Below are 22,026 nucleotides of genomic sequence, written 5' to 3'. Positions count from 1 at the left end.
GGCCTACTCGCCGGGCGTGCCCGGACGCTCGCGGCGGTGCAGGATCGCCACGGCGACCGCGAAGAGCAGCACGGGTGCCAGCACCAACGTCGACCACTGCGCCCAGGTGAGCGCGTCGGGCACACCGTCGTGGCTGGACCGCTCCAGGTACGTCCCGGTGGTGCGGAGCCCCACCCGGGTGAGCAGCAGCGTGACGCCCACCGGGACGACGAGCGCGAGCAAACGCAGTCGGAGCGCCGTCGGCGTCGACAGGACGACAAGGGCGAAGAGCAGGTATCCCGCGATCAGCAGGATCGCCTCGACCCGGCCGACGCCGCTGGTGAATATCCACGTCCCGTAGATGGGCCACGTCGAGTCGTCAGCGCCGGTCAGGGCGACGCTCGGAGCACCGACGCTGACAAGCGTCGCCGCCGCCAGTGTGCCGAGCCGCCAACGCCCGAGGGCAGCCGCGCCGGATTGGGGAGCGCGGAGGGCGAGTGCCAACGCGGCCATCGCGGCGAGCACGAGGGGCCAGATGTCAAAGACCGTCGAATAATATCCGTAGGCCTCGGCGACCCGAACCACCTCGAACGCCACGCCGCCGACGGCGATCGCGGCTGCCGCCCGCCCCCACCCGAGTACGGTGAACACCGCCACGACGAGCCAGAGCGCCGCCCCGAGACCATGCGGCCAGAGGACGAACGGTTCACCGATCCCGTCCGGATAGCTCTGCGCGTACATGGCGGAATGCAGCACCGGTACGCGCGCCGAGCGCACGAACAACAGCAGCGCGGCGATCAGGCCGAGCACCTGCGCCGCGTCCCGCCACGCGTCGACCGAGAATCGGGCGCCGATCTGCCGGACGTGCGCCCGAACCGCCCCACCGAGCAGGGCGGACACGTCTCGTGCCAGGGGCCTGCGCTGGCCCGGCGCGGCGTCGTCGAGCAACACCCCGATCAGCTCGTCCTCGTACTGCCGCCGGTACGCGCGGGGGTAGCAGGCCAGCAGCCACCGGTAGACCTGGTGCAACGTCACGCCGCACCGCCTTCGACCAGGAGGCCGGCACGGCGCAGCCGCACGCTCGCCGCGTCGGCGTTGCTCCGCAGCCGCGCCGACTCCTCGGCCAGGCGTTGCACTCCGGCGGCGGTGAGTCGGTAGTAGCGGCGCAACCGGGACTGCACCTGCTCCTCGCGCTCGACGTCGACGAGGCCCTCGGTGCGCAGCCGGTCCAGCGCCGCGTAGAGGGTGCCGGCGCGCAGGTCGACACGCCCGTCGGAGATCCGGCGGACCTCGTCGAGGACGGCGTATCCGTGCCGTGGAGCCTCGACGAGCGCGGTGAGGATCAGATATGTCGATTCGTGTAGGGAAGCCTTCGCCATCGCCGCAGCATATACAGTCGGAATGTATATGCGGGGCCCCCACACGACATCAGCCGGGAATCCGGCAGGCGGCGTCGATGCGGTGGACCGGGCGAACCCGGCGGCCCATGCCCTCCAACAGCGAGTCCTCGACGTGGAAGTCGCGGATGCGCAGCCGGTAACGGGGCAACTCCTCCTCACTCGGGCAGAGGACCTGCGCGCGGACCAGATCGACGGGCACGTACCGCACGCCACCCCTCTCCTGAAGGAGCACCATGTTGACGTCGTCGGTGGTGATCACGTGCCCGCGTACGTCCTCGGTGGGTCCGTTCTCCGCGCCCACGGTCGTGACGGTCAGCGGCAGCACAGGTGTGCTGATCACCGGCACCGCGGCCCAGACCAACACGGCGAGCATCGCCACCTCGGTCACCGACGCCAGCGGCCGGATCACCGCGCCGGGCAACGGCCCCGCGATGAAGAGGGCCAACAGCGGCGGCACCGCGAGCAGCGCCAGCGCCAACAGATCGCCCTGCTTCCCGGCGTCGCGCAGGGTGGGCAGCATCAGCCAGCCGTACCCGGCGAGCAGCGCGGCGATCATGACCAGTCGTGGCACCACCCGTTCGTGCAGTCGCCCGGGGCCAAGCTGGAACGCGGCCGCGAACGCCGGCAGCAGCAGCGGTAGGTAGAGCAGCGGCCAGGTGATCAGGGCGAGCAGGAAAGCGGCAAGCACCACCCAGGCCGGGGTGAGGTCGGCCCAGCGGGCGAAGAGCGGGCGGCGACGGGCACCCGGCGGAAGTCGATCCGCGCTGACGGCCAGCACCGCCCCGAGCGCGAAGACGGCGACCATTCCGGTGGAGAGCAGCCGGGCCGCGGTGGTCAGGAAGCCGGCGAGCAGGTTGACCGGCCCGACGTTCGCCACCAGCAGCAGCGTGGTCTGCAGTTCGCCGCCCGCCTCCACCCCGAGGCGGAGCACCGAGAAGATCGCCGGTACGCCCACAAGCGCCGTCCAGAAGGACTGGCTGGCGCGGGCGCGCCGCTCCGCCGGGTCCCAACGGATCCGCCCGGGCTCGGCGTCGGCGACGACCGGGTCGGCCGGCTCGGCGACCGGCACGCCGACCGGCCAGTCGGCGCGGTCCACCACGGCAGACGGCGGTTCGGCTGCGGCCGTACCGTCGGTGGCCGGCGAGGCGGCGGCACCCGGCACGGACGTGCGGGGTGGCGGCACCGGGCCGTCGGCGCCGGTCGCGGTCGGCGCCGTGCTCACGTCGAGGGCGCCTTGTCGTCGAAGTCGACGAGCTTCGGCACCCGCAGCGGCTGAGGCTGGCGCTTCTCGACCTTCAGCCACGGGCCCAGGGTGCGGTTGTAGGCGCTCTGCCAGGGGCTCACCTGCCCGTTGCGGCCCCGCTCGTAGCTCTTCTGCAAGAAGAACGCGACCAGGTCGCGCAGCGCGGGGTCGCCGATCGGCACGCCGATGCCCAGCAGCTCGCTGGTGCCGAAGGGCATGTCCACGACCTCGAACTCCCTGGGGTAGGTGGCCAGGAACCCGGCGAGGATCGTCTCGTCCGAGCTGACCGCGTCGTACCGGCCCTTGCGGATGCCGTCGACGCAGTCCCCGACGTCCTTCACCACGAATGTCCTGACCTGGTGCTTCTCCAGCTCGGCCTCGGTGGTCGAACCGCCGCTGGTGCAGACCTTGTAGGCCGGGTCGCGCAGGTCCTCGATGGTGCGGATCTTGTCCTTGAGACGGACCGGCACCAGCACCTCCTGGGTGGTGACGAAGTACGGGCCGGCGAAGCTCACCAGCTCTTCGCGCTCCTTGGTCATGGAGAAGCTGGACACCACGAGGTCGACGGTGCCTCCCTGAAGCGCCGGGATGCGATTTTCGGTGGCCACCGACACGAACTCCAACCGCTGCTCGCCCTCGTAGCCCAGGGAGGCGGCGATGTACCTGCCGATCTCGACGTCGAAGCCGACGTGCTGGCCGTTGCGAAGGTCGCCCATCAGCGGCTCCTTGGTGGCCACGCCGATGCGTAACTGTGCCTGCCGGTAGATGTGCGACTCACGGATCTTCTGCTGCACGGACGGCAGCTCCGGCTCCTTCCGGCTGTCGCAGCCGGCGGCGGCCGCCAGGGTGAGGGTGAGGGCGGCCGCAAGTGTCGTCGCGACCGAACGGAGCCGGGACCGGGAACCGCGTACGTTCATTCGGTGACCTCGCTGACGGACCAGCCTGCGGAACACTCAGGGTAGCGACCGTAGGCCTTTCCGTAGCGACGCCAACCGGACACCTCGGACGGCCCGGTCGGCCATGCCGACCGGCGCGGCGACCGGCTCTCCGGTTGACAGCCGCCAATGTCACGACATGCTGAACGAATGAGTCGATTGTCCCGGCCCGATGCGCGGACGGTGGCGGTGCTCGCGGCACTGGGAGCCCTCGTACCACTGGCCCTGCTTGTCGTCTGGCGCCGACAGGACCTTGTCGGCGTGGTTCTCGCCCTGCTCTGCGTCCTGCTGACGATGGTCGCCGGGGTCGCCTTCTCCGCCGCCCGTCACGCCGACGGCCCGGAGCCGGAGGACCGGCCGGCGACCACCGGGCCGCCCGAGCTGATGCCGTACGGGATCGACGCGGACACCCTCGACGCCCTGGACAGTCGGGACGCCCTGCGGGCGGTGCGGGATCGGCGACGCGGGTCGGACGGGATCAGCGGCCGGTGAGGGTGGGGGCGGCGAGCGCGTCCACGCCCCGCCCGGCCAGGCACCGGTAGGTCCGGTCGATGCTTCCGTCGACCGGGGGAAGCACCTCGAGGTGCCAGCCGCGCGGCTCGGTGATCCCGGTGGTCAACCGGAACGTCGTGGCGCTGCACACCTGTCGCACCGGCCCGGCGGCGATCACGTCGTCGTAGGCGGCGCCGAGCAGGGACACCGGCAGGATGCCCTCGGCGTACGTCTCCCAGGTGTGCCGACCGGTGCAGGACAGCCGAGCCGCCTCGGCGCGGTCGCCGCGGATCCGCATCGGGCCGAAGCACTCCAGCTCGGGCAGGCACCGGGCACCCTCGGGCAGGACGGTGGGCGTGCCGGTGCCGGTCGTGCAGCCGGGCAGCGGCCCGGTCGCCGGCGCGGCGACCTGGGTGACAGTCGGGTTCGGGGTCGGCGGCCCGGCCCGGTCGGCGAACCACGCCCCGGCGGTCGCGGAGCCGGCGAGCGCGAGGACGCCGGCGCCGCCGAGGAACCAGCGCCGCCACCGTCGGACGCCGGGGACCACCGGCTGGGTGTCCTCGATGGGCGGCCGGGGCACCGGTTGGCTGGGCGCGTACGGGCCGGGGCGGGTCGCCCCACCGCTGACCGGGGCGCCGCTGACCGGGGCGGACGGTGGCCCGAGCGGCAGGTTGACGAGCAGGTCGTGCAGTTCGAGGGCGGAGGGGCGCTCGGCCGGGTCGTTCGCCATGCCGGCGCGCAGGACGTCGATCAGCTCGTCCGGGACGCCGGGCAGGGCGGGGAGCGGCTGGTTGAACATCTCCAGGACGGTGATCAGGCTGGGGTTGCGCTCGGACTGCCAGCGGGGCGGCCGACCGTGCATCACCGCGTAGAGGGTGGCGCAGAGCGCGTACACGTCGACGGCCGGCGACGGCGGGCTGTGGCTGAACATCTCCGGCGGCGCGTACGCCGGGGTGAGCACCTCGAGGGTGACCGAGGCGTCCCGGTGCTCGGCGAGCACGGCCAGCCCGAAGTCGGCGAGCACCGCCGAGTTGAAGGCCGAGTGGAGGATGTTCGCCGGTTTCACGTCCCGGTGCAGCACCCCTGCCGCGTGCGAGTGGGCCAGCGCGTCGGCGATCTTGATGCCGAGGTCGCGGGCCTCCACCGGGTCCAGCGGCGAGGTCCGCATCCGCTCGGCGTACGAGCCGTCGCAGAGCTCCATGATCAGGTAGGGGTGCTGGTCGACGGTGACCCCGACGTCGAAGAGGTCCACCACGTGCGGGTGTGAGGACATCCGGCCGGCCGCCCGCGCCTCGCGCAGGAAACGGGCCTGGTCGCGCTCGCTGTCGAGCGTCCGGTTCTCCACCTTGACGGCGACCTCGCGACCCACCGAGATCTGGGTGGCCTGGTAGACGGTCGCGTACCCACCTCGGGCAAAAACCCGCAAATCGGTCAGACCAGGCACGATCGGCACCGGCACGCCGCCGGTCGGGGTGTCGGTCACCGCTCGAAAATACCCAACCCGACCGATGGCTCAGCGCGCCGTGTCCGCCGGAGTCGCACCGGCGGGACCGGTACCCTCCTCGGCGGCCATGGCCGTCCCGGCACCCTCGGACGAGGCGACTCCGCCGGCCGGGGCACCCCGGCGGGCATCCAGGCGCAGGCCGATGGCGGTGGCCACGGCCCCCAGACCCTCCCAGGCCGCCACGCCGAAGAACCGGTCCGGAGCGATGTCGGAGAGCACGGCGATGGTGAACACGGTGAACGTGACAAGTCGGAAGACGACAGTGAACCGGTAGAACACCCGCCACTCGGTGATCGTGGCGAGCAGGTAGTAGACGCCCATGTTGAACGCCGCCATCGAGGACGCCAGCAGGAACGTGCCGGTGTGGTCACCGACGGCACGCGTCTGGGGCACCTCGAACCCGAGCAGGCGCAACTGCGCCTCCGGCCAGACCAGCCCGACCGCGCCCATCACCAGCGCCAACACGCCGAAGACCGCGATGGTCCAGCCCGCGATGGAACGCGGCAGCTTCATGAAGGGCCTCCCCAGGCACGGCGACGGTCAGCACTGTGGACCGGCACACGGTGCTGACACGCTAGCCCCTCACCCCGACCGCCACATCCCCAGAACCGGCAAAAACCCTGCCCGCACCCCGACACCGGATCGACCGAGAGCTTTCGGTCACCGGGGGGCCACTTTCCGACGCCAACGTCGTGGTCAACAGGAGGAGGGGATCAGGTCAGGCGGGCGCGGAGGGCGTTGGCGGCGGCGCGTTCGCTGCGCTGCTCGGTCGCGTACGCCAGGCGGACCGCCTCGTCCGCACAGGACCGGGCCTCCGTCGGCTGACCGCAGGCGGCCAGCGCCTCGGCCAGCACACTGGCCGCGATCACCTGACTGCGCACGTCCTCGGCCGGCGCGGTGACCGCCCGCCGGGCCCAGTCCAACGCCTGCTCCCGCTGACCGTGCGCGAGCAGGGCCGCCGCGTACTGGGCCATCGTCTGGCGGCGGGAGAAGAGCAGCGAGGGCGCGTTCGCGGCGGCCGTCGCCACCGGGGCGAGCAGCCCGACGGCGGTCGCCGAGTCACCGGCTGCCAGCCGCGCCGTCGCCAGCAGCACCCGGGGTGCCACCTGCGCCGGGGCCTGCGGATTGTGCGGCTCCACGGCCGTCAGCACCGAGCGGGCCACCCGCTCGGCGGTCTCGCAGTCACCCATGTCCAACGCCACGAAGCCGCGCAGCGTGCCGGCCATCCCGGTGAGCAGCGGGTGCGAGGTGCGCTCGGCGTACGCCAGGGCGTCGGTGAGCAGGTCCGCCGCGTGCTCCGGCTCACCCAGCCCGCGCGCCACCACCGCCCGGACCACGAGCGCGAAGCCGCGCCCCCAGTCGTCGGAGGCGGCGGCGAACTCCCGGTACGCCCGCCGGGCCTCCCGGTCCGCCTCGGCCAGGTCACCCAACTCGGCGGTGGCGAACGCCGCCACCGCGCGCAGCGTGCCGACCGCCCACGCCTCGCCGACCCGCTCACCGAAGGGCAGGAACACCTGCGCCATCCGACACGCCTCGCGCAGTCGGCCGGCGAGCAGCCGGGCGAACGCCGTGGTGCCGCGCAGCCAGGCCCGCCCGTACGGGTCCTTCAGCTCGGCGAAGAGCCGGGCGGCCCGGCCGAGGACCGCGTCGGTGCCGGCGAAGTCACCCCGGGTGGTGGTCACCCACGCCAGGTTCTGTAGCGACCAGGCCTGCCCCCGCCGGTCCTGCGCACCGAGGCTGACCTGGTACGCGGCAGCCAACCGGCTGCTCGCCTGGCTCAACCGCCCGGCCACGAAGTCGGCCATGCCGAGCCGGCGCATCGCCGTCGCCCGCTGCACCGGCAACCCACCGGCCGTGGCGACCTGCAACGCCTCGTGCCAGGCGGTCATCGCCCGGCCCTGGTCACCGAGGGTCTCCTGGGCCTGTCCCGCGAGCAGCAGGGCACCGACTCGGGTGGCCTCGTCCCCGGCGTTCGCGGCGATCTTCTCCGCGTACGCCAGCGCGTCGGCGACGCGGCCGACCTGGAGCAGTGCCCGCGCGTGCACCACCCGATCGGCCGCCGACAGCCCGTCGCGGGCCAACTCGGTGGCGCGTTCGGCGTACTCGATGGCCAGCACCGGCTCACCGGCGGCCAGTGACCGGCGGGCGGCCCGGCCGAGCGCGGCGACGCCGAGCGGTACCACCGCCCGGGCCGGCGCGTCCGGGCGCAGCTTCACCGCGTCGGCGAGCGTGGCGGCCCGCTCGACGTGCGTCGCCACGAAGTCGTCGCGGGCCTCGTCGGCGAACCCGCCCGGCGCCGAGGCCGCGGTCCCGTCCGCCGGCGCCGCCCAGCGCGCCAACGCGGCGTGCCGCTCGGCCAGCTCCGCCTTGCTCACCCCGGCGTACGCGGCCTCCCGCATCAGCGGGGTCGCGAACGCGTAGCCGACCCGGGAGCGGTGCAGCATCCGACGTTGCAGCAGCTCCTCGACAGCTCGGTCGAGTTCCACGGCGACCACCGCCGAAGGCCGACCGTCGCGGCCGGCGCGCTGCTCACGCATCGCCTCCAACGCACCGGTCGGCACCGTGTCTCCGATCACCGCGGCGTCGCGCAGCACCGAGCGGGCGTCCGGCGGCAGCGCGTCGATCCGGGCGGCGAGGACGGCGGCGAGGTCACGGGAGAGCAGCCGGCTGCCCAGCGAACCGGGCACCAACCGCCAGCCGGCCGAGGTGCTCTGGTCCCACTCGCCGGAACCGGGCCGTTCCTTCGCGGCGCGGACGCCGCGCGCGGTCTCCGTGGTGAGCGCCCCGCGCTCGATGAGCAGGGTGACCAACTCGGCCAGGTAGAAGGGGTTGCCCTGGGCGGTGGCGAGCAGCCGGTCCGCGTCGGCCGGTGGCAACTTGCCGCCGCCGAGGTAGCTGGTGAGCAGCCGCGCCGCGTCGGCACCCCGCAGCGGGGGCAGGGAGTGCACCTCGGCGTCCGCGACCCGGGTCAGCGCGCCGGCGGTACGCACCAACTCGGGGCGGCCGAGCAGCAGCACCAGCACCGGGCCGGTGAGCCTGGACAGGGTCAGCCCGAGGGCACCGATGGTCTCGGCGGTGGCGTCGTGCAGGTCGTCCACCACGATCACCAGCGGCGCCTCCGAGGCGAGCCCACTGAGCAGGTCGGCGACCGCGTTCGGCAGCACCTCGGCATCCGCGGTCGGCGTGCCCGAGCCGCCCCACTCGCCGGCGTCGGTGCCGCCGTGGGCGGACAACTCGGCGTAGCCGAGCAGGGCGAGCAGCTGCTCGGTGGCGATCGGCGGGGTCTCCCCAGCGGACCGGGCGAGCCGCTGCCCGAGTCGCCGCAGCCGCTCCTCCACCGCCGGTCGGGTCAGCGCGGTGGACGCGTCACTGGGCAGGCCGACGGCGGCCCGCACCAGGTCGGCGAGGGGCGCGAGCCGGCGTCGTTCACCGAACGCGGCGCAGCGCACCGAGAGCACCCGGGCGCCGGTGTGCGCCGCGTACCGGCCGGCGCCCACGTCGTACCCGGCGGCGAGACGCTCCACCTCCGCGGCGAACCGGGACTTGCCGATGCCCGCCTCGGCGGTCATCAGCAGCACCCGCGGGTCACCCTGGTCGATAACCTCGGCGAGCCGCCCGGCGATCCGGCCGATCTCCGTCTCCCGCCCCACGTACGGCGCCTCGTCGCCGAGCCCCGAGCGGGTGCCCGGCGCGTCCAGCAGACCAAGCAGCTCGTACGCCTCGACCGGCTCACGCTTGCCCTTGAGCCGCAGCGGGCGCAGTGCCCGCCAGGAGGACACGTGCCGGGTGGCGGCGGCGGTCCGCCCGCCGGCGTAGACCGCGCCGACCGCGGCGGCGTCGGCCAGCCGGGCGGCGGTGTTCACCGTGTCGCCGATGACCGTGTATTCGATGGCGGCCTGGATGCCGGCGATGACGTCGCCGGTGTTCAGCCCGACCCGCAGCCCGAGCGGCGCGCCGCCGCCCCGCTCGTCGTCGAGCACCCGGCGGACGGCCCGCTGCATGGACAGGGCGGCCCGGACCGCGCGTTCGGCGTCGTCCTCGTGGGCCACCGGCGCACCGAAGACCGCCATGATCCCGTCGCCGGTCAACTTGTCGACGTGCCCACCGAAGGTCTTCACGGCACCGGCGAGGGCGGCCAGCACCCGGTCGGTGACCGCGCCGACGCGTTCCGGGTCGAGATCCTCCGACCAGGAGGTGAACTCGGAGAGGTCGCCGAAGAGCACGGTGACCACCCGGCGCTCGGCCGCCGGCAACGTGGCGGCGGCCGGCAACGCGGCACCGCAGTTGTGGCAGAACCGCGCACCGGGAACGGCTACGGTTCCGCACACGGGGCAGGTCACATGTGCTCCAACCCACTGACCCCGGGCGCGGATTCCCCGGTGCCGACACCCAGATACTCCAACTGCGCGCGGACCGACCACTCAGCCGCCCACCAGAGCGAGCGGTCCACGTCCGCGTAGACCGCCGCGACCACGTCGGCGGGCGTGGCGGCGCCGGCCGCGACCGCGGCCCGGACCTGGTCGAGGCGGGCCCGGCGGTGCGCGAGGTAGAAGTCGGCGGCGGCTGCGCAGTCGGCGAGCGCCGGGCCGTGCCCGGGCAGCGCCGGAATCCCCCGGTACGCGGACAGCAACTCCAGGCTTGTCAGGTAGTCACCGAGGTGCCCGTCCGGGTGGGCGACGACTGTGGTGCCCCGGCCGAGGATGGTGTCACCGGTGAGCACCACCCGCTCGTCGCCGTGCTCGACCAGGAAGCAGACCGAGTCGGCGGTGTGCCCCGGGGTGCTCAGCAGGCGGACCGCCAGGCCGAAGCCGCCGAGGTGCTCACCCGGCTCGGTCAGCGGCTCGCCGCCGATGGTGTGCGCCGGGTCGACGGCGAGGACGTGCACACCGTCGAGCAGCTCACTCAGCCGGGCCGCGCCCTCGGTGTGGTCGGGGTGGCCGTGGGTGATCAGGATCAGCCCGATCGGGCCGTGCGCGGCGATCCGGGTCAGGTGCCCCTCGTCCGCCGGGCCGGGGTCGACCACGATGGCGAACTCGGCTGCCGGGGCCCGCAGCACCCAGGTGTTGGTGCCGTCGAGGGTCATCGGCCCCGGGTTCGGTGCGCGCAGAAGTGTCACCCAGCGGGGCAGTTCGTCGGCAAGCGCCGCCACCGCCCCCGTCACGTGCCCGCTCATGGCTGCGATCGTACGACCCCGCTCGCCACCCTCCGCGATCTTGCACTTTCCGCCCCTGGTTCGTCCCTGTTCAGGGCTTTCGTCCGGGCGGAGAGTGCAAGATCGCGAGAGGGATGGGTCAGGCGACCTCGACGATCAGCTCGACCTCCACCGGGGCGTCGAGGGGCAACTCGGCCACCCCCACGGCGCTGCGGGCGTGGCGGCCGGCCTCGCCGAAGACGGTGCCGAAGAGGTCGGAGGCGCCGTTGATCACCGCGGGTTGACCGGTGAAGCCGGGCGCGGAGGCCACGAAACCGGTCACCTTGACCACCTTGACCACATTTTCCAGGCCGACAAGCGAGTCGACCGCGGCCAGCGCGTTGAGCGCGCACCGCTGGGCCAGGTCCTTCGCCTGCTCGGCGGAGATCCCCGCGCCGACCTTGCCGGTCGCGAGCAGCTTGCCCTCGGCGATCGGCAACTGGCCGGAGACGTACACGTGCTGCCCGGACTGCACCGCCGGCACGTAACTGGCCACCGGCGGTACGACCTCGGGCAGGTCGAGCCCCAGCTCGGCGAGCTTCGCGTGCGGACCGTTGCTCACGCCTTCGGTCGCTTCAGGTAGGCGACCAGCTGGTCGGGGTTCGGCCCGGGGACCACGGCGACGAGCTCCCACCCGTCCTCGCCCCAGTTGTCGAGGATCTGCTTGGTCGCGTGGACCAGCAGCGGGACCGTGGAGTATTCCCACTTCTGCATCGCTGAAGGGCTCCCTCTCGGTGCGGAATTTGTTCGAGGGACAGCCTACGTTCCGCTGGCCGGACGAGGCGCGGGACGTTGCTCCGGCGCGGTCGGCAGCTCCCCGCAGAGCCCTTCGTGCTCGTACCCCTGGGGGCAGCGGGACCGGTCGGGCAGCAGCAGGTCGCAGAAGACCCGGTGCCTGTTGTTCTGATCGTCGGCGTTGGACACGGTGGTCTCGCCCGCGTCCAGCTCGGGCAGGAAGCCCAGCGACACGGCGACCCGGCCGGCCAGCACCGTCGCCGCCGCCAGACTCGGCACCCGGATCGGCAGGTGGATGACGAAACCCGACTCGTCGTCGTCGCGGGCCCGCTCGGCGGCGTGGCCCGGCGCCTGGCCCACCTCCGTCTGCTCCGGCATCCGGCGGTACGACCGTTCGTTGATCGGCTGGCCGCCGATCTGTCCACCGGCCGTGAACATGGACCCGGACCGGTGCGGCCGTTCGTTGGTCGGGAACTGGGTGCGAGGGATGTTGTCCACGTCGCGCATGCACTGCCTCCGGTAGTACCGCTCGGATCGCTCTTCCGGTCCGGACCCATTCGTCCGTTCCGGCCCCCGCGCCGGGACGAAAGGTAGGTCCGGGGCCGTAGTCCCGCCAACAAGACGCGCCCGAATGGCCACCTACAGTCACATATGCGACACATGGCAGGTGAGAGGCCCGATTGCGCTCCTGGCGCGGGGTCCCGCCGGCCGATCGGCGGGCAGCCGCGCGGCACGGGCGACACCGCTCGCGTCATCGACCGCTACCCTTCCGGTCGGGCGGTCGCGCAGCGCCCGGCAGCCCGCTCGATCACGCTCGACGCCAGGGGTGGCGGCGGGCGCCGGACCCCCGGGGGAAGACGATGACCCAACCGCCCAGCGGCGACCAGGCCGGGCCACCCGCCCTCCCGCCGGCCCAGCCGGAACCCACCGATCAGCCCGGCGTCGCGGCCGCCCCCGCCCAACCGGCCCCCACCGTGCCGTCCGGGCAGCTCGCGCTCCCCGCGCCGCCCGCACCGGCGGCGCTCCCCGCCCCACCGACGATCCCCAGCCAGCAGGCCTTCCCCGCGCCGACCGGTGGGGCCGAGGCGGCCGGCACGCCGGCCCCGACAGCACCCGGCACACCGGGCTCCGCGGCCATCCCGCCACCCCCACCGGCGTACCCGCCGTATCCCGGGACGGCCGAGCCGAAGAAGAAGCGCGGCCTGTTGATCGCGGCGATCGCACTCGTCGTGATCATGGTGCTCTGCGTGGGCGGTGGCGTGCTGGCGTTCCTGACCCTGCGCAACGCCGAGACCGGCGAGGGCGCCAAGGAGCCGGCCGTCGCCGTCGACGAGTTCCTCACCGCGGTCTACAAGGATCGCGACGCGACAAAGGCGACAAACCGGGTGTGCGCCGCCTCCCGCGACGACAAGAAGATCGCCGCGAAGGTGGCCGAGGTGCAGAAGTACGCCTCCGAGTACCAGAACCCCCGGTTCCGGTGGACCACCCCGAAGGTGGACAACCAGACCGGCGACCGGGCCACCGTCTCCACCCGGGTCACCATGACCACCGCCGACGAGAAGGTCGCCGACCAGGACCTGCGTTTCACGGTGGTGCAGAAGACGGGTTGGTGGGTCTGCGAGGTCGCCTGACCACCGGGCGTGGATAGGCTCGTCGGGTGTGTGCAGCTGAGCGGCCGTTCGACTCGGCCGGTACCGGATGGTCGGCCCGCCTCCACGTGGTGACCGGCAAGGGTGGCACCGGCAAAACCAGCGTGGCGGCGGCCCTGGCCCTCGCGCTCGCCGCCGGTGGCCGGCGCACCCTGCTGGTCGAGGTCGAGGGGCGGCAGGGCATCGCCCAACTCTTCGGCATCGACCCGCTGCCGTACGAGGAGCGACACCTCGCCGACGCGCCGGACGGCGGTGAGGTGCGCGCGCTCGCGGTGGACGCCGAGGAGGCGCTGCTCGAATACCTGGACATGTTCTACAAGCTGGGCGCGGCGGGCCGGGCGCTGCGCAAACTCGGCGCCATCGACTTCGCCACCACGATCGCGCCGGGTCTGCGGGACGTGCTGCTCACCGGCAAGGTGAAGGAGGCCACCACCCGCACCTCCGGGCAGCGGCGGGCGTACGACGCGGTGGTGCTGGACGCCCCACCGACCGGGCGGATCGGTCGGTTCCTCAACGTCACGGCGGAGACGGCCCGGCTGGCGAAGGTGGGCCCGATCAAGACCCAGAGCGAGGGGGTCGCCGCGCTGTTGCGCTCCCCGATGACCGCGGTCCACGTGGTCACGCTGCTGGAGGAGATGCCGGTGCAGGAGACGGTGGACGCGATCGCCGACCTGACCGCGCTCGGCTTCGGCACCGGAAAGGTGATCGTCAACGGCACCCGACCGCCACTGCCCGCCGGCTCGGCGGTCACCGCCGCGGAGCTGCGGCGGGGGCTTGTCGCCGCCGGGTTGCCAGCCGATCGGGACACCGTGGCCGGTTTGCACGACGAGGCGCGTGACCAGCTCATCCGGCGCGAACTGGAGGATTCGCTCCGCGCCGACCTGGTGGAGTTGGGGCTGCCGATGGTCGAGCTGCCGTTGCTGCCCGACGGGGTGGACCGGGCGGGGTTGGCGGCACTGGCCCAGGCCCTCGTCCGCGCCGATTGACTCACACCTGAGCGCAGCACGGGCGCGTTGACCACGCGGCCCGATACGCTCGATTGGTGCCTTCCGAAGACGCGGCGCCGCAGCTGGACGTCGACCAGATCCTCGCCGACCCCGGCGTACGGATCGTCGTGTGCTGCGGTGCCGGCGGGGTGGGAAAGACGACAACGGCCGCGGCGCTGGCGCTGCGGGCCGCCGAGCACCATGGCCGGCGCACGGTGGTGCTCACCATCGACCCGGCCCGCCGGCTGGCCCAGTCGCTGGGCCTGACCGAGCTGGACAACACACCCCGGCAGGTCAAGGGGATCGACGTCGAGAGCAGCGGCGGCGAGTTGCACGCCATGATGCTGGACATGAAGCGCACCTTCGACGACGTGGTGTTGCAGCACACCGATCCGACGAAGGCCGCGGAGATCTTCTCGAACCCGTTCTACCAGGCGATGAGTTCGACATTCGCTGGCACGCAGGAATACATGGCGATGGAGAAGCTCGGCCAACTGCACGCCCGGGGCGAGTGGGACCTGATCGTGGTGGACACCCCACCGTCCCGCTCGGCACTTGATTTCCTGGACGCCCCGGCCCGGCTCTCCCGCTTCCTCGACGGCCGGATGCTGCGCCTGTTGCTGGCCCCGGCGCGCAGCGGCGGACGGAGCATGTTCAGCCTGGTCACCGCCTCGTTCGGGATGTTCTCGAAGGTGGTGCAGAAGGTCCTCGGCGCGCAACTGCTCACCGACCTGTCCGGCTTCGTGGCCGCACTGGACTCGATGTTCGGCGGTTTCCGGCAGCGCGCCGAGCAGACGTACCGGATCCTCCAGGCACGGGAGACGGCCTTCCTCCTGATCGCGACACCGGAGCCGGACGCGGTCCGGGAGGCCGCCTACTTCGCGGGCCGCCTGCGGGAGGAGCGGATGCCGCTGGCCGGCCTGGTGCTCAACCGGGTGCACCGACTCGCGGTGCCGGAGCTGGACGCCGAGCAGAGTCGGGTCGCCGCCGAGCGGTTGACCGAGCTGGGTGGGCACGAGGCCACCGCCGATGTGCTGCGGGCGCACGCGGCGCTGGCCCGTCAGGCGGCACGCGAGCAGCAGGTCGCCGCGCGGTTCACCGAGGAGTTCCCGGCGGTGCCGGCGGTGTCGGTGACGGCGCAGCCCGCCGACGTCCACGACGTCGACGGGCTACGGACGATCGGCGCGGCGATCAGCCGGCCGTGACCGTCGTCAGTTGGCCGCACTGACGAGGATCTTGTCCTTTTCGGCCTTTTCCTTGCTGTTCTTCTTCATCGCGGCCTCGAACATCTTGCGCCAGCTCGTCACCTGCGGGTGTCGACGCAGCAGCGCCCGCCGTTCGCGTTCGGTCATGCCGCCCCACACACCGAACTCGATCCGGTTGTCCAGTGCGTCGGCCAGGCACTCGTACCGAACGGGGCAGCTTCGGCAGATCCGCTTCGCCACGTTCTGTTCGGCACCCTGTACGAACAACGCGTCCGGGTCCCCGTTCTGACACGCCGCCAGCGACGGCCAGTCAGTGATCATGCCCATGTGTACACGTCCCCCCTTGCAGTACCTACCGACCTCGTCGATGCACGCCAGCCGGCAATTCCCCCCGATCGCCCGGCTCGCCTTCCCCAAGGCGGCACGGACGACATGTGGCGCTGTCGCCGCCCCCATCATGCTCTGTAGTCGACTGATTACGCAACGTTGTCGACGAAATCCATCATTCCGGACTTTCCCGGCTTCCCGGGCCTTCGACCGCCGGTTACCCCGCTGAGGTCGGCGATAACTCTGCGCCGCCCACCTGAATCGGAGGAGACTCACGCCGGGTCACACGCAACCAAGCACCGGGGGTCGTGCGTTTAGCACAACGAGGGCAGCGCGCGCAGGAAATGGGGAAAGAACTCCCAGGCGCCCCTCGTTCCCTACTCGCGTACCATGCCGAGGTGACCTGGATGCGGAAACGTGACCACAATGTGCTGACCAACGCCGCATCGCTGCTGGTGTGCGGCCTGCTGGCTGGCGTGGTGGTCGCTGCGGCGGCCTTCCCCGCGGTGGCGATGTCCGGCCTGGCCGCGAAGGCCGGCGCCGAGACATTCGGCGCCCTGCCCACGGAGCTGACGGTGGCCCGCGCGCCACAGATCAGTTATCTGCTGGCCTCGGACGGCAAGACACCGCTCGCGACCATGTACGACGAGAACCGGCGCGACGTGAAGCTCGCCGACATCTCTCCGTACATGCAGAAGGCCATCATCGCGGCCGAGGACCACGACTTCTACAAACACAACGGCGTCGACATCAACGGTGTCGCCCGCGCGTTCGTCAACAACCAGAGCGACGGCGGCCGGCAAGGCGCCTCGACGCTGACCATGCAGTACGTCCGGCTGGCCATCGCCTACTCGGCCACCCACCCGGCCGACGTGGTCGCGGCCACCGAGGACACCAGCGCCCGCAAGCTTCGCGAGATGCGGCTGGCCCTCCAGGTCGACAAGGAATTCTCCAAGGACGAGATCCTCACCCGCTACCTCAACCTCGCCGCGTTCGGCAACGGCGCGTACGGCATCTACGCCGCCAGCCAGGTCTACTTCGGTAAGCCGCCGAGCAAGCTCAAGATCGAGGAGGCGGCGCTGCTGGCCGGCATGGTCAAGGCGCCCACCACGAACGACCCGACCACCGAGTCGGGCTACCCGGCCGCGCTGGAACGACGTGACTACGTCATCAACAACATGGTCGAGATCAAGGCCATCACCCAGCAGGAGGCCGACGCCGCCAAGGCCGTCGAGCTCAAGGTGCTGGACAAGCGCACCCCGAACGGCTGCGTCGCCGCGAACGTCAACAGCTGGGGCTTCTTCTGCGACTACTTCTACCGCTGGTGGATGCAGCAGGAGACGTTCGGTTCCACCACGTACGACCGGGAGCGGCGGCTGAAGAGCGGCGGCTACACAGTGGTGACCTCGATCGACGTCCAGGCGCAGCGCGGGGCGGACAAGGCGGTCCGTAAGGCCAAGAGCGAGAACAGCAAGGAAGCCGCCATGGTCGCGGTGGTCGAGCCCGGCTCCGGCCGGGTCCGGGCCCTTGCGGTCAACAGGCAGTTCAAGCTGGACGACCCGAAGAAGCCCAGGAACAAGATCTCCAGCGATCCGGCGAAGAGCAGGAAGGGCATCCGGGGCAACTATCCGGCGACGGTCAACCCGCTGCTGACCGGTGGCGACGGCATCACCGGCTACCAGGCCGGCTCGACCTTCAAGATCTTCACCATCGTGGCGGCGCTGGAGAAGGGCATCCCGCTCAGCTTCAGCATGAACGCGCCGCAGCAGTTCCGGTCGGAATACAAGATCCAGCCCGGCCCCGCCGCCTGCCCCGGCACCAACCTGTACTGCCCGACCAACTCCGGTCTGAAGCCCGGTGGCGTCCAGAACATGTGGACCGCCTTCGCCCAGTCGGTGAACACCTTCTTCGTCCCGCTCCAGCAGCAGGTCGGCGCGGAAAACGTGGTCAGCGCCGCCAAGCGGGCCGGCATCCAGTTCCGCACCGAGGAGGATCTGACCCTGGAGAAGGGGGCGCACCAGTGGGGCGCCTTCACCCTCGGTGTCTCGCAGACCACCCCGCTCGACCTGGCCAACGCGTACGCGACCCTGGCGGCGGACGGCAAGTACTGCGAGCCGATCCCGGTGCAGGAGATCCGCGACCCGGACGGCAACAAGCTGGACATCGCCAACCCGCGCTGTGAGAAGCGGTTCAGCACCGAGGTGGCCCGAGCCGCCGTGGACGCCGCCCGCTGCCCGGTCGGCGACAACTCCAGCACCAGCAAGTGCGGCAGCAGCCGCACCGCCGCCGTCGTGAAGGGCATCGTCGACGCGCCGGTGGCCGGCAAGTCCGGCACCACCGACTCGGAGAAGACCGCCGCACTGGTCGCGATGACCAGGCAGTACGCGGTGGCCGGCATCATGGCCGACCCGGACTGGCCGCAGACGAACGTCAGGATGCTGCACAAGGAAAAGAACGGCATCAACCCGCCGGTGTACGAGACGCTGCGGGATGCCATGAAGAACAAGGAGCGCATCCAGTTCGAGCCACCGGGCCAGAAGATCTCCGAGGGTGACCAGCGCAGCATCCCCGGCGTGAGCTGCATTTCGGTGGAGCAGGCGAAGTCCCGGCTCAAGGACGCGGGCTTCGAGCCGGTGGTCTCCGAGGCCAAGGTGCCGTCGTCCTGCCCGGCGGGCACCGCCCACGGCACCAGCCCCGACGGCCGCACCATCAAGGGTGGCGTGGTCACCATCCAGGTCAGTAACGGCGGCGGTGGCGCCACGCCGGGCAACACCGGCGGCGGGCAACCCGGCAACACCGGTCGACCCGGTGGCCGTCCCGGCGGCTGAGTCGACGATCAGGACACGACGGGCGGGCACCCACACCGGGTGCCCGCCCGTTTCGTCTAGACCGGACTCAGGCGGCGGCCCTATGAACCGTCACCGGACCTGGGCAACGGCGTCGAGCCGCCGCGGGCGGCGAGCCTGACCAGAGGGGTCAGGATCAGGAGCACGACCAGGCAGCACAGCGCCACTGCGCCGTTCGCCCAGGCTGCTGCGGTGACACCCCCCATGCCGCAGGCCAACCCCTCCTGAGCTTGGCACCCAATTTCTGGTGCCGCCAATCTGCCCACCAACGGCCCCCCGACAAAGCACAGGACGACCAGCCCTCCGCCAAAGGCGAAGAAGCGCCAGCCCACGCGGTGATTGCGGATCACGAGAACGATCCAGATCGCAACCAGCACCGTGGACGTCACCGCCAGGTACGGCCATTCAAACCAGAGGATACCTACGGCCGACTCCCTTGCTCCCGGATCACAATGCGGACCGGATCAGGGCAAGCCAGGGCTTCCATATATCAGTGACATGCCCTTCGGTGTGCCCCGTCGAACCACAAGATCGGCGGGGGCCAAGTGTCACACCGCCGACTGTCAGAGGCCGAGCTGTCGGCGTACCTCGGCGGCCACCCGACCACCCTCGGCCTGGCCCGCCACCGCGGCCTGGGCAGCCTTCATGGCCGGGCCCATCTGGGTCTTCCCGGTGAAGCCGCCCGCGGCGAGCGCCCCCGAAACCAGCTCGGCCAACTCGGCGTCGGAGAGCTGCTTGGGCAGGTAGCGGTCCAGCACCTCGCCCTCGGCGGTCTCCTTCGCGGCCTGCTCGGCGCGGCCGGCGTCGGCGAAGGCGGTGGCCGCCTCCCGGCGCTTCTTGGCCTCCTTGGTCAACACGGCGAGCACCTCGTCATCGGTGAGCTCGCGCTTGGCCTTGCCGGCGACCTCGGCGGTGCCGACGGCGGCCAGGGCCATCCGCAGCGTGGAGGTGGTCAGCTCGTCGCGCGCCTTGAGCGCGGAACGCATGTCGGCGGTGAGGCGGTCCTTCAGCGTGCTCATGGACGGTCAAACTACCCTGAACGCCATGCGAAAGCGCACACTATTCCGGCTTGCCGCCGGAACCGCCACGGTCGGCGCGGCCACCCTCGCGTACGCGTCGCTCATCGAGCGCAACATGTTCACCCTGCGACGGTACGACGTGCCGGTGCTGCCGGCCGACGCGGAGCCGTTGCGCGTGCTGCACCTGTCGGACCTGCACATGATGCCCGACCAGGCGCGCAAGCAGCGCTGGGTGGCGTCGCTGGCCGCCCTCGACCCTGACCTGGTGGTGGTGACCGGCGACAACATGGCCCACCCGGGAGCGGTGCCCGGAGTGCTGCGGGCCCTCCAGCCGCTGCTGGACTATCCCGGGGCGTTCGTGTTCGGCTCCAACGACTACACCGGCCCGGTGTTGAAGAACCCCTTCACCTACTTCCTGCCCGACCGGGAGTACACCGAGGGCGTCGAGCTGCCCTACGAGGAGTTGCGCCAGGTGTTCACGGGCGCCGGCTGGGCGGACCTCAACAACGCCCGGACCACGCTGAAGGCCGGCGGTCGGCAGCTCGACCTGGTCGGCGTGGACGACCCCCACATCGACCGGGACGACTACCCCGCCGTGGCCGGGGCGGTCTCGTCGTCGGCGGATCTGTCCATCGCGCTGACGCACTCCCCGGAGCCGCGGGTGCTCGACCAGATGGCCGCGGACGGCTTCGGGCTGCTGCTCGCCGGGCACACCCACGGCGGTCAGGTCTGCGTACCGGGCTACGGGGCCCTGGTGACCAACTGCGGCCTGCCCCGCTCGATGGCGCGTGGCCTGCACCGCTGGCCTGGTTCGGACTCCTGGCTGCACGTCTCCGCCGGCCTCGGCACCCACCCGACCGCCCCGATCCGCTTCGCCTGCCCCCCGGAGGCCAGCATCCTCACCCTCATCCCCCGCTGACGAACCCCGCCGCCCGCTGGCCAGGGCGGCGGGGGTACCGAGTTTGACCATCCGGGCGGGTGGGCTACTATTTGTCGGCACGCCTCGGGGTGTGGCGCAGCTTGGTAGCGCGCTTCGTTCGGGACGAAGAGGTCGTCGGTTCGAATCCGGCCACCCCGACCAGAGGTTAGAGGGCACATCCGATCCATGGATGTGCCCTCTGGTGCTTCAACGGCGGTGCCGGAGATCAACACCACGCTATGAGTCGCGTATCGTGCGGCAGGTGTCTGACCAGCCGGCGCCGAAGCCCAGCCGCAGGGCCACGGCCGCTCTCGTCCTAGCCAGCTTGAGCCTCGTGCTGTCTCTGGTCTCGTGCGGCTTCGTGGCCGTCAGCGGGCTTGAGGACTTGGATGACTCGCTTCAGTCGGCGCCGCAGCCGGCGAGCGCGTCGGAGGTCGAAGCCTTCGCCCACGTGACCTTTCCGCCCGGCACGGTGCTCCTCTCGGCCGCCCAGAGCAACGGGCTGGAGACCTACCTGTCGGCGAGGTTCCGGATTCCTCGCGACGCCCTCGACACCTTCCTGACCGACGGAGATTTCGCCGCCACGTTGACCCCCGGGCTACGCGTCGTGAGCAAGCAGGACGACGTCGGCGGAGGAAACAGCTGGCACCCCGAGACGGCTGTTCGGATCTCCGGACTGGACGAGGAAACACCGGGACCCGACGGCACCTACCGTCGCCTACTGGCGGACCTGGACCGGGAGGACACCGTGACGGTGTTCCTCCACGCAAGCCGGCCCTGATATCCGAGGCCCGTGTCGACGGCACGCGAACGCTGTCATTCCTTGTCAGACCCCCGGCGTGCGAAGAGAAACGCTCCGTGCCTGGTCTCGTCGGGGCGGTGCAGCAGTTGGGCCTCGACAGTGAACCCGGCGTCGCCGAGCCAGGCGGCGACCCGGTCGGGTGGGCGGCGGTGCACGTAGACGTTCATCGGGTGACCGCCGTAGCCCTCGGTCTTCAGCCGATGCCCGTCACCGACGTGGAAGGCGAGCAGCAGGGTGCCACCGGGACGTAGCACCCGGTGGAAGTGGGCCAGCACGGTGGAAACGTCGTCGTCCGGGACGTGGATGAGTGAGAACCAGGCCAGGATGCCGGCGACGCAGGAGTCGGTGAGATCGAGGTCGGTCATGGAGCCCACAGCGAACCGCAGGTCAGGATTGTCGCGTCGGGCGATGTCGATCATCGCGGGCGAGAGATCGATGCCGAAGGCGTCCACACCGAGGCCGTGCAGGTGGGCGGTGATCCGTCCCGGCCCACAGCCGATGTCTGCCACGGGTCCCTCGCCGCCAAGGCGGGTCAGCTCGGCGAACAACGCCAGGACCGCCCGTTCGTACGGCGCGGCGACGAGTGCGTCGCGCAGCATCTCGGCGTAACTTGCGGCCACCGTGTCGTAGGACGTCCGGGTGTCGGCCAGCCAGCCGTCGGCGCTCATCCCGGGCACAGTAGCGCGGCGGTCGACAGCGCACCGCCCGCCGGCAGGACGCGCTGGAACTGCACGATGTGCCCCCGGCCGGCTTTCAACCTATTGGCCCCCGACGGAGTCGTGATGGGTAACCAA

22 protein-coding genes and 1 tRNA gene are annotated in these 22,026 nt (G+C 71.6%); 8 read left to right on the top strand and 15 right to left on the bottom strand.

Going from position 1 to position 22,026, the window contains the following annotated elements; all coding sequences use genetic code 11:
• Window positions 1–3 precede the first annotated feature (3 nt).
• The 4 genes from ACGFH8_RS20710 to ACGFH8_RS20695 are packed head-to-tail and all read right to left on the bottom strand — an operon-like array spanning window position 4 to window position 3,539.
• The gene (locus tag ACGFH8_RS20710) at window positions 4–1,014 is read right to left on the bottom strand and encodes a hypothetical protein (protein WP_393369336.1); all 1,011 of its coding nucleotides are present in this window, start codon (window positions 1,012–1,014) and stop codon (window positions 4–6) included.
• On the bottom strand, window positions 1,011–1,358 hold the full coding sequence (locus tag ACGFH8_RS20705) for a PadR family transcriptional regulator (protein WP_393369334.1): 348 nt from the start codon (window positions 1,356–1,358) through the stop codon (window positions 1,011–1,013). Before ACGFH8_RS20705 ends, ACGFH8_RS20710 begins: the two co-directional genes overlap by 4 nt.
• A 49-nt stretch (window positions 1,359–1,407) precedes the next feature.
• Window positions 1,408–2,601 carry a hypothetical protein gene (locus tag ACGFH8_RS20700; RefSeq protein ID WP_393369331.1) on the bottom strand — a complete coding sequence of 398 codons (1,194 nt, stop codon included), beginning with the start codon at window positions 2,599–2,601 and terminating at the stop codon, window positions 1,408–1,410.
• Window positions 2,598–3,539, bottom strand: a complete 942-nt coding sequence (locus tag ACGFH8_RS20695) for a transporter substrate-binding domain-containing protein (protein ID WP_393369328.1) — start codon at window positions 3,537–3,539, stop codon at window positions 2,598–2,600. The genes ACGFH8_RS20700 and ACGFH8_RS20695 overlap by 4 nt, the downstream gene beginning before the upstream one ends.
• A gap of 168 nt (window positions 3,540–3,707) precedes the next feature.
• On the opposite strand from ACGFH8_RS20695, the gene ACGFH8_RS20690 reads away from it, so the two are divergent.
• Entirely contained in the window at window positions 3,708–4,049 is a 342-nt protein-coding gene (locus ACGFH8_RS20690; protein ID WP_393369326.1) for a hypothetical protein, read from the top strand.
• Here ACGFH8_RS20690 and ACGFH8_RS20685 read toward each other — a convergent pair.
• From ACGFH8_RS20685 to ACGFH8_RS20655, 7 genes are all read right to left on the bottom strand, one after another.
• Window positions 4,036–5,532 carry a serine/threonine-protein kinase gene (locus ACGFH8_RS20685; protein ID WP_393369324.1) on the bottom strand — a complete coding sequence of 499 codons (1,497 nt, stop codon included), beginning with the start codon at window positions 5,530–5,532 and terminating at the stop codon, window positions 4,036–4,038. The two genes, ACGFH8_RS20690 and ACGFH8_RS20685, sit on opposite strands and share 14 nt — an antisense overlap.
• A gap of 30 nt (window positions 5,533–5,562) precedes the next feature.
• A complete protein-coding gene (locus ACGFH8_RS20680) occupies window positions 5,563–6,066 on the bottom strand; it encodes a hypothetical protein (protein WP_393369321.1) in 504 nt (167 codons plus the stop codon).
• A gap of 200 nt (window positions 6,067–6,266) precedes the next feature.
• On the bottom strand, window positions 6,267–9,893 hold the full coding sequence (locus ACGFH8_RS20675) for an adenylate/guanylate cyclase domain-containing protein (protein WP_393369318.1): 3,627 nt from the start codon (window positions 9,891–9,893) through the stop codon (window positions 6,267–6,269).
• Window positions 9,890–10,726, bottom strand: a complete 837-nt coding sequence (locus ACGFH8_RS20670; RefSeq protein ID WP_393369315.1) for an MBL fold metallo-hydrolase — start codon at window positions 10,724–10,726, stop codon at window positions 9,890–9,892. The genes ACGFH8_RS20675 and ACGFH8_RS20670 overlap by 4 nt, the downstream gene beginning before the upstream one ends.
• A 118-nt stretch (window positions 10,727–10,844) precedes the next feature.
• Window positions 10,845–11,306 carry a RidA family protein gene (locus ACGFH8_RS20665; RefSeq protein WP_357252990.1) on the bottom strand — a complete coding sequence of 154 codons (462 nt, stop codon included), beginning with the start codon at window positions 11,304–11,306 and terminating at the stop codon, window positions 10,845–10,847.
• Window positions 11,303–11,458 (bottom strand): DUF4177 domain-containing protein, encoded by a 156-nt coding sequence (locus ACGFH8_RS20660; protein ID WP_007466198.1) that lies wholly within the window; start codon window positions 11,456–11,458, stop codon window positions 11,303–11,305. Before ACGFH8_RS20660 ends, ACGFH8_RS20665 begins: the two co-directional genes overlap by 4 nt.
• Window positions 11,459–11,503: 45 nt before the next feature.
• A complete protein-coding gene (locus ACGFH8_RS20655) occupies window positions 11,504–11,986 on the bottom strand; it encodes a hypothetical protein (RefSeq protein ID WP_393369313.1) in 483 nt (160 codons plus the stop codon).
• 533 nt (window positions 11,987–12,519) lie between these two features.
• Here ACGFH8_RS20655 and ACGFH8_RS20650 point away from each other — a divergent pair.
• From ACGFH8_RS20650 to ACGFH8_RS20640, 3 genes are read left to right on the top strand one after another with little or no spacing between them, the layout of a single operon-like run.
• The gene (locus tag ACGFH8_RS20650; RefSeq protein WP_393370433.1) at window positions 12,520–13,110 is read left to right on the top strand and encodes a hypothetical protein; all 591 of its coding nucleotides are present in this window, start codon (window positions 12,520–12,522) and stop codon (window positions 13,108–13,110) included.
• A 26-nt stretch (window positions 13,111–13,136) separates the two neighbouring features.
• Window positions 13,137–14,114 (top strand): ArsA-related P-loop ATPase, encoded by a 978-nt coding sequence (locus tag ACGFH8_RS20645; protein WP_393369311.1) that lies wholly within the window; start codon window positions 13,137–13,139, stop codon window positions 14,112–14,114.
• A 53-nt stretch (window positions 14,115–14,167) separates the two neighbouring features.
• Entirely contained in the window at window positions 14,168–15,319 is a 1,152-nt protein-coding gene (locus ACGFH8_RS20640; protein ID WP_393369308.1) for an ArsA family ATPase, read from the top strand.
• 6 nt (window positions 15,320–15,325) lie between these two features.
• Here the strand turns inward: ACGFH8_RS20640 and ACGFH8_RS20635 are convergent, their stop codons facing one another.
• A complete protein-coding gene (locus tag ACGFH8_RS20635) occupies window positions 15,326–15,646 on the bottom strand; it encodes a WhiB family transcriptional regulator (RefSeq protein ID WP_393369305.1) in 321 nt (106 codons plus the stop codon).
• Between the two features lie 407 nt (window positions 15,647–16,053).
• Here ACGFH8_RS20635 and ACGFH8_RS20630 point away from each other — a divergent pair, with 407 nt between their 5' ends.
• Window positions 16,054–18,474, top strand: coding sequence for a penicillin-binding protein (locus tag ACGFH8_RS20630; protein ID WP_393369302.1), 2,421 nt, complete (start codon window positions 16,054–16,056; stop codon window positions 18,472–18,474).
• Between the two features lie 80 nt (window positions 18,475–18,554).
• Here ACGFH8_RS20630 and ACGFH8_RS20625 read toward each other — a convergent pair whose 3' ends face one another.
• Both ACGFH8_RS20625 and ACGFH8_RS20620 read right to left on the bottom strand, forming a co-directional pair.
• Window positions 18,555–18,869 (bottom strand): hypothetical protein, encoded by a 315-nt coding sequence (locus ACGFH8_RS20625; RefSeq protein WP_393369300.1) that lies wholly within the window; start codon window positions 18,867–18,869, stop codon window positions 18,555–18,557.
• 186 nt (window positions 18,870–19,055) lie between these two features.
• Window positions 19,056–19,511 carry a GatB/YqeY domain-containing protein gene (locus ACGFH8_RS20620; protein WP_393369297.1) on the bottom strand — a complete coding sequence of 152 codons (456 nt, stop codon included), beginning with the start codon at window positions 19,509–19,511 and terminating at the stop codon, window positions 19,056–19,058.
• 25 nt (window positions 19,512–19,536) lie between these two features.
• Between ACGFH8_RS20620 and ACGFH8_RS20615 the strand changes: the two genes are divergently transcribed.
• From ACGFH8_RS20615 to ACGFH8_RS20605, 3 genes are all read left to right on the top strand, one after another.
• Window positions 19,537–20,430, top strand: coding sequence for a metallophosphoesterase (locus ACGFH8_RS20615; RefSeq protein ID WP_393369295.1), 894 nt, complete (start codon window positions 19,537–19,539; stop codon window positions 20,428–20,430).
• A gap of 85 nt (window positions 20,431–20,515) precedes the next feature.
• A tRNA-Pro gene (locus tag ACGFH8_RS20610) sits at window positions 20,516–20,592 on the top strand.
• A gap of 100 nt (window positions 20,593–20,692) precedes the next feature.
• The gene (locus ACGFH8_RS20605) at window positions 20,693–21,211 is read left to right on the top strand and encodes a hypothetical protein (protein ID WP_393369292.1); all 519 of its coding nucleotides are present in this window, start codon (window positions 20,693–20,695) and stop codon (window positions 21,209–21,211) included.
• A gap of 35 nt (window positions 21,212–21,246) precedes the next feature.
• Here ACGFH8_RS20605 and ACGFH8_RS20600 read toward each other — a convergent pair whose 3' ends face one another.
• On the bottom strand, window positions 21,247–21,900 hold the full coding sequence (locus ACGFH8_RS20600) for a class I SAM-dependent DNA methyltransferase (RefSeq protein ID WP_393369289.1): 654 nt from the start codon (window positions 21,898–21,900) through the stop codon (window positions 21,247–21,249).
• Window positions 21,901–22,026 lie beyond the last annotated feature (126 nt).

Origin of the sequence: Micromonospora sp. NPDC049175, assembly GCF_043197345.1 — a bacterium.
GTDB lineage: Bacteria > Actinomycetota > Actinomycetes > Mycobacteriales > Micromonosporaceae > Micromonospora.
Note: the sequence above shows the minus strand (reverse complement) of the source record. Positions and strands in the feature narration are given on the sequence as shown.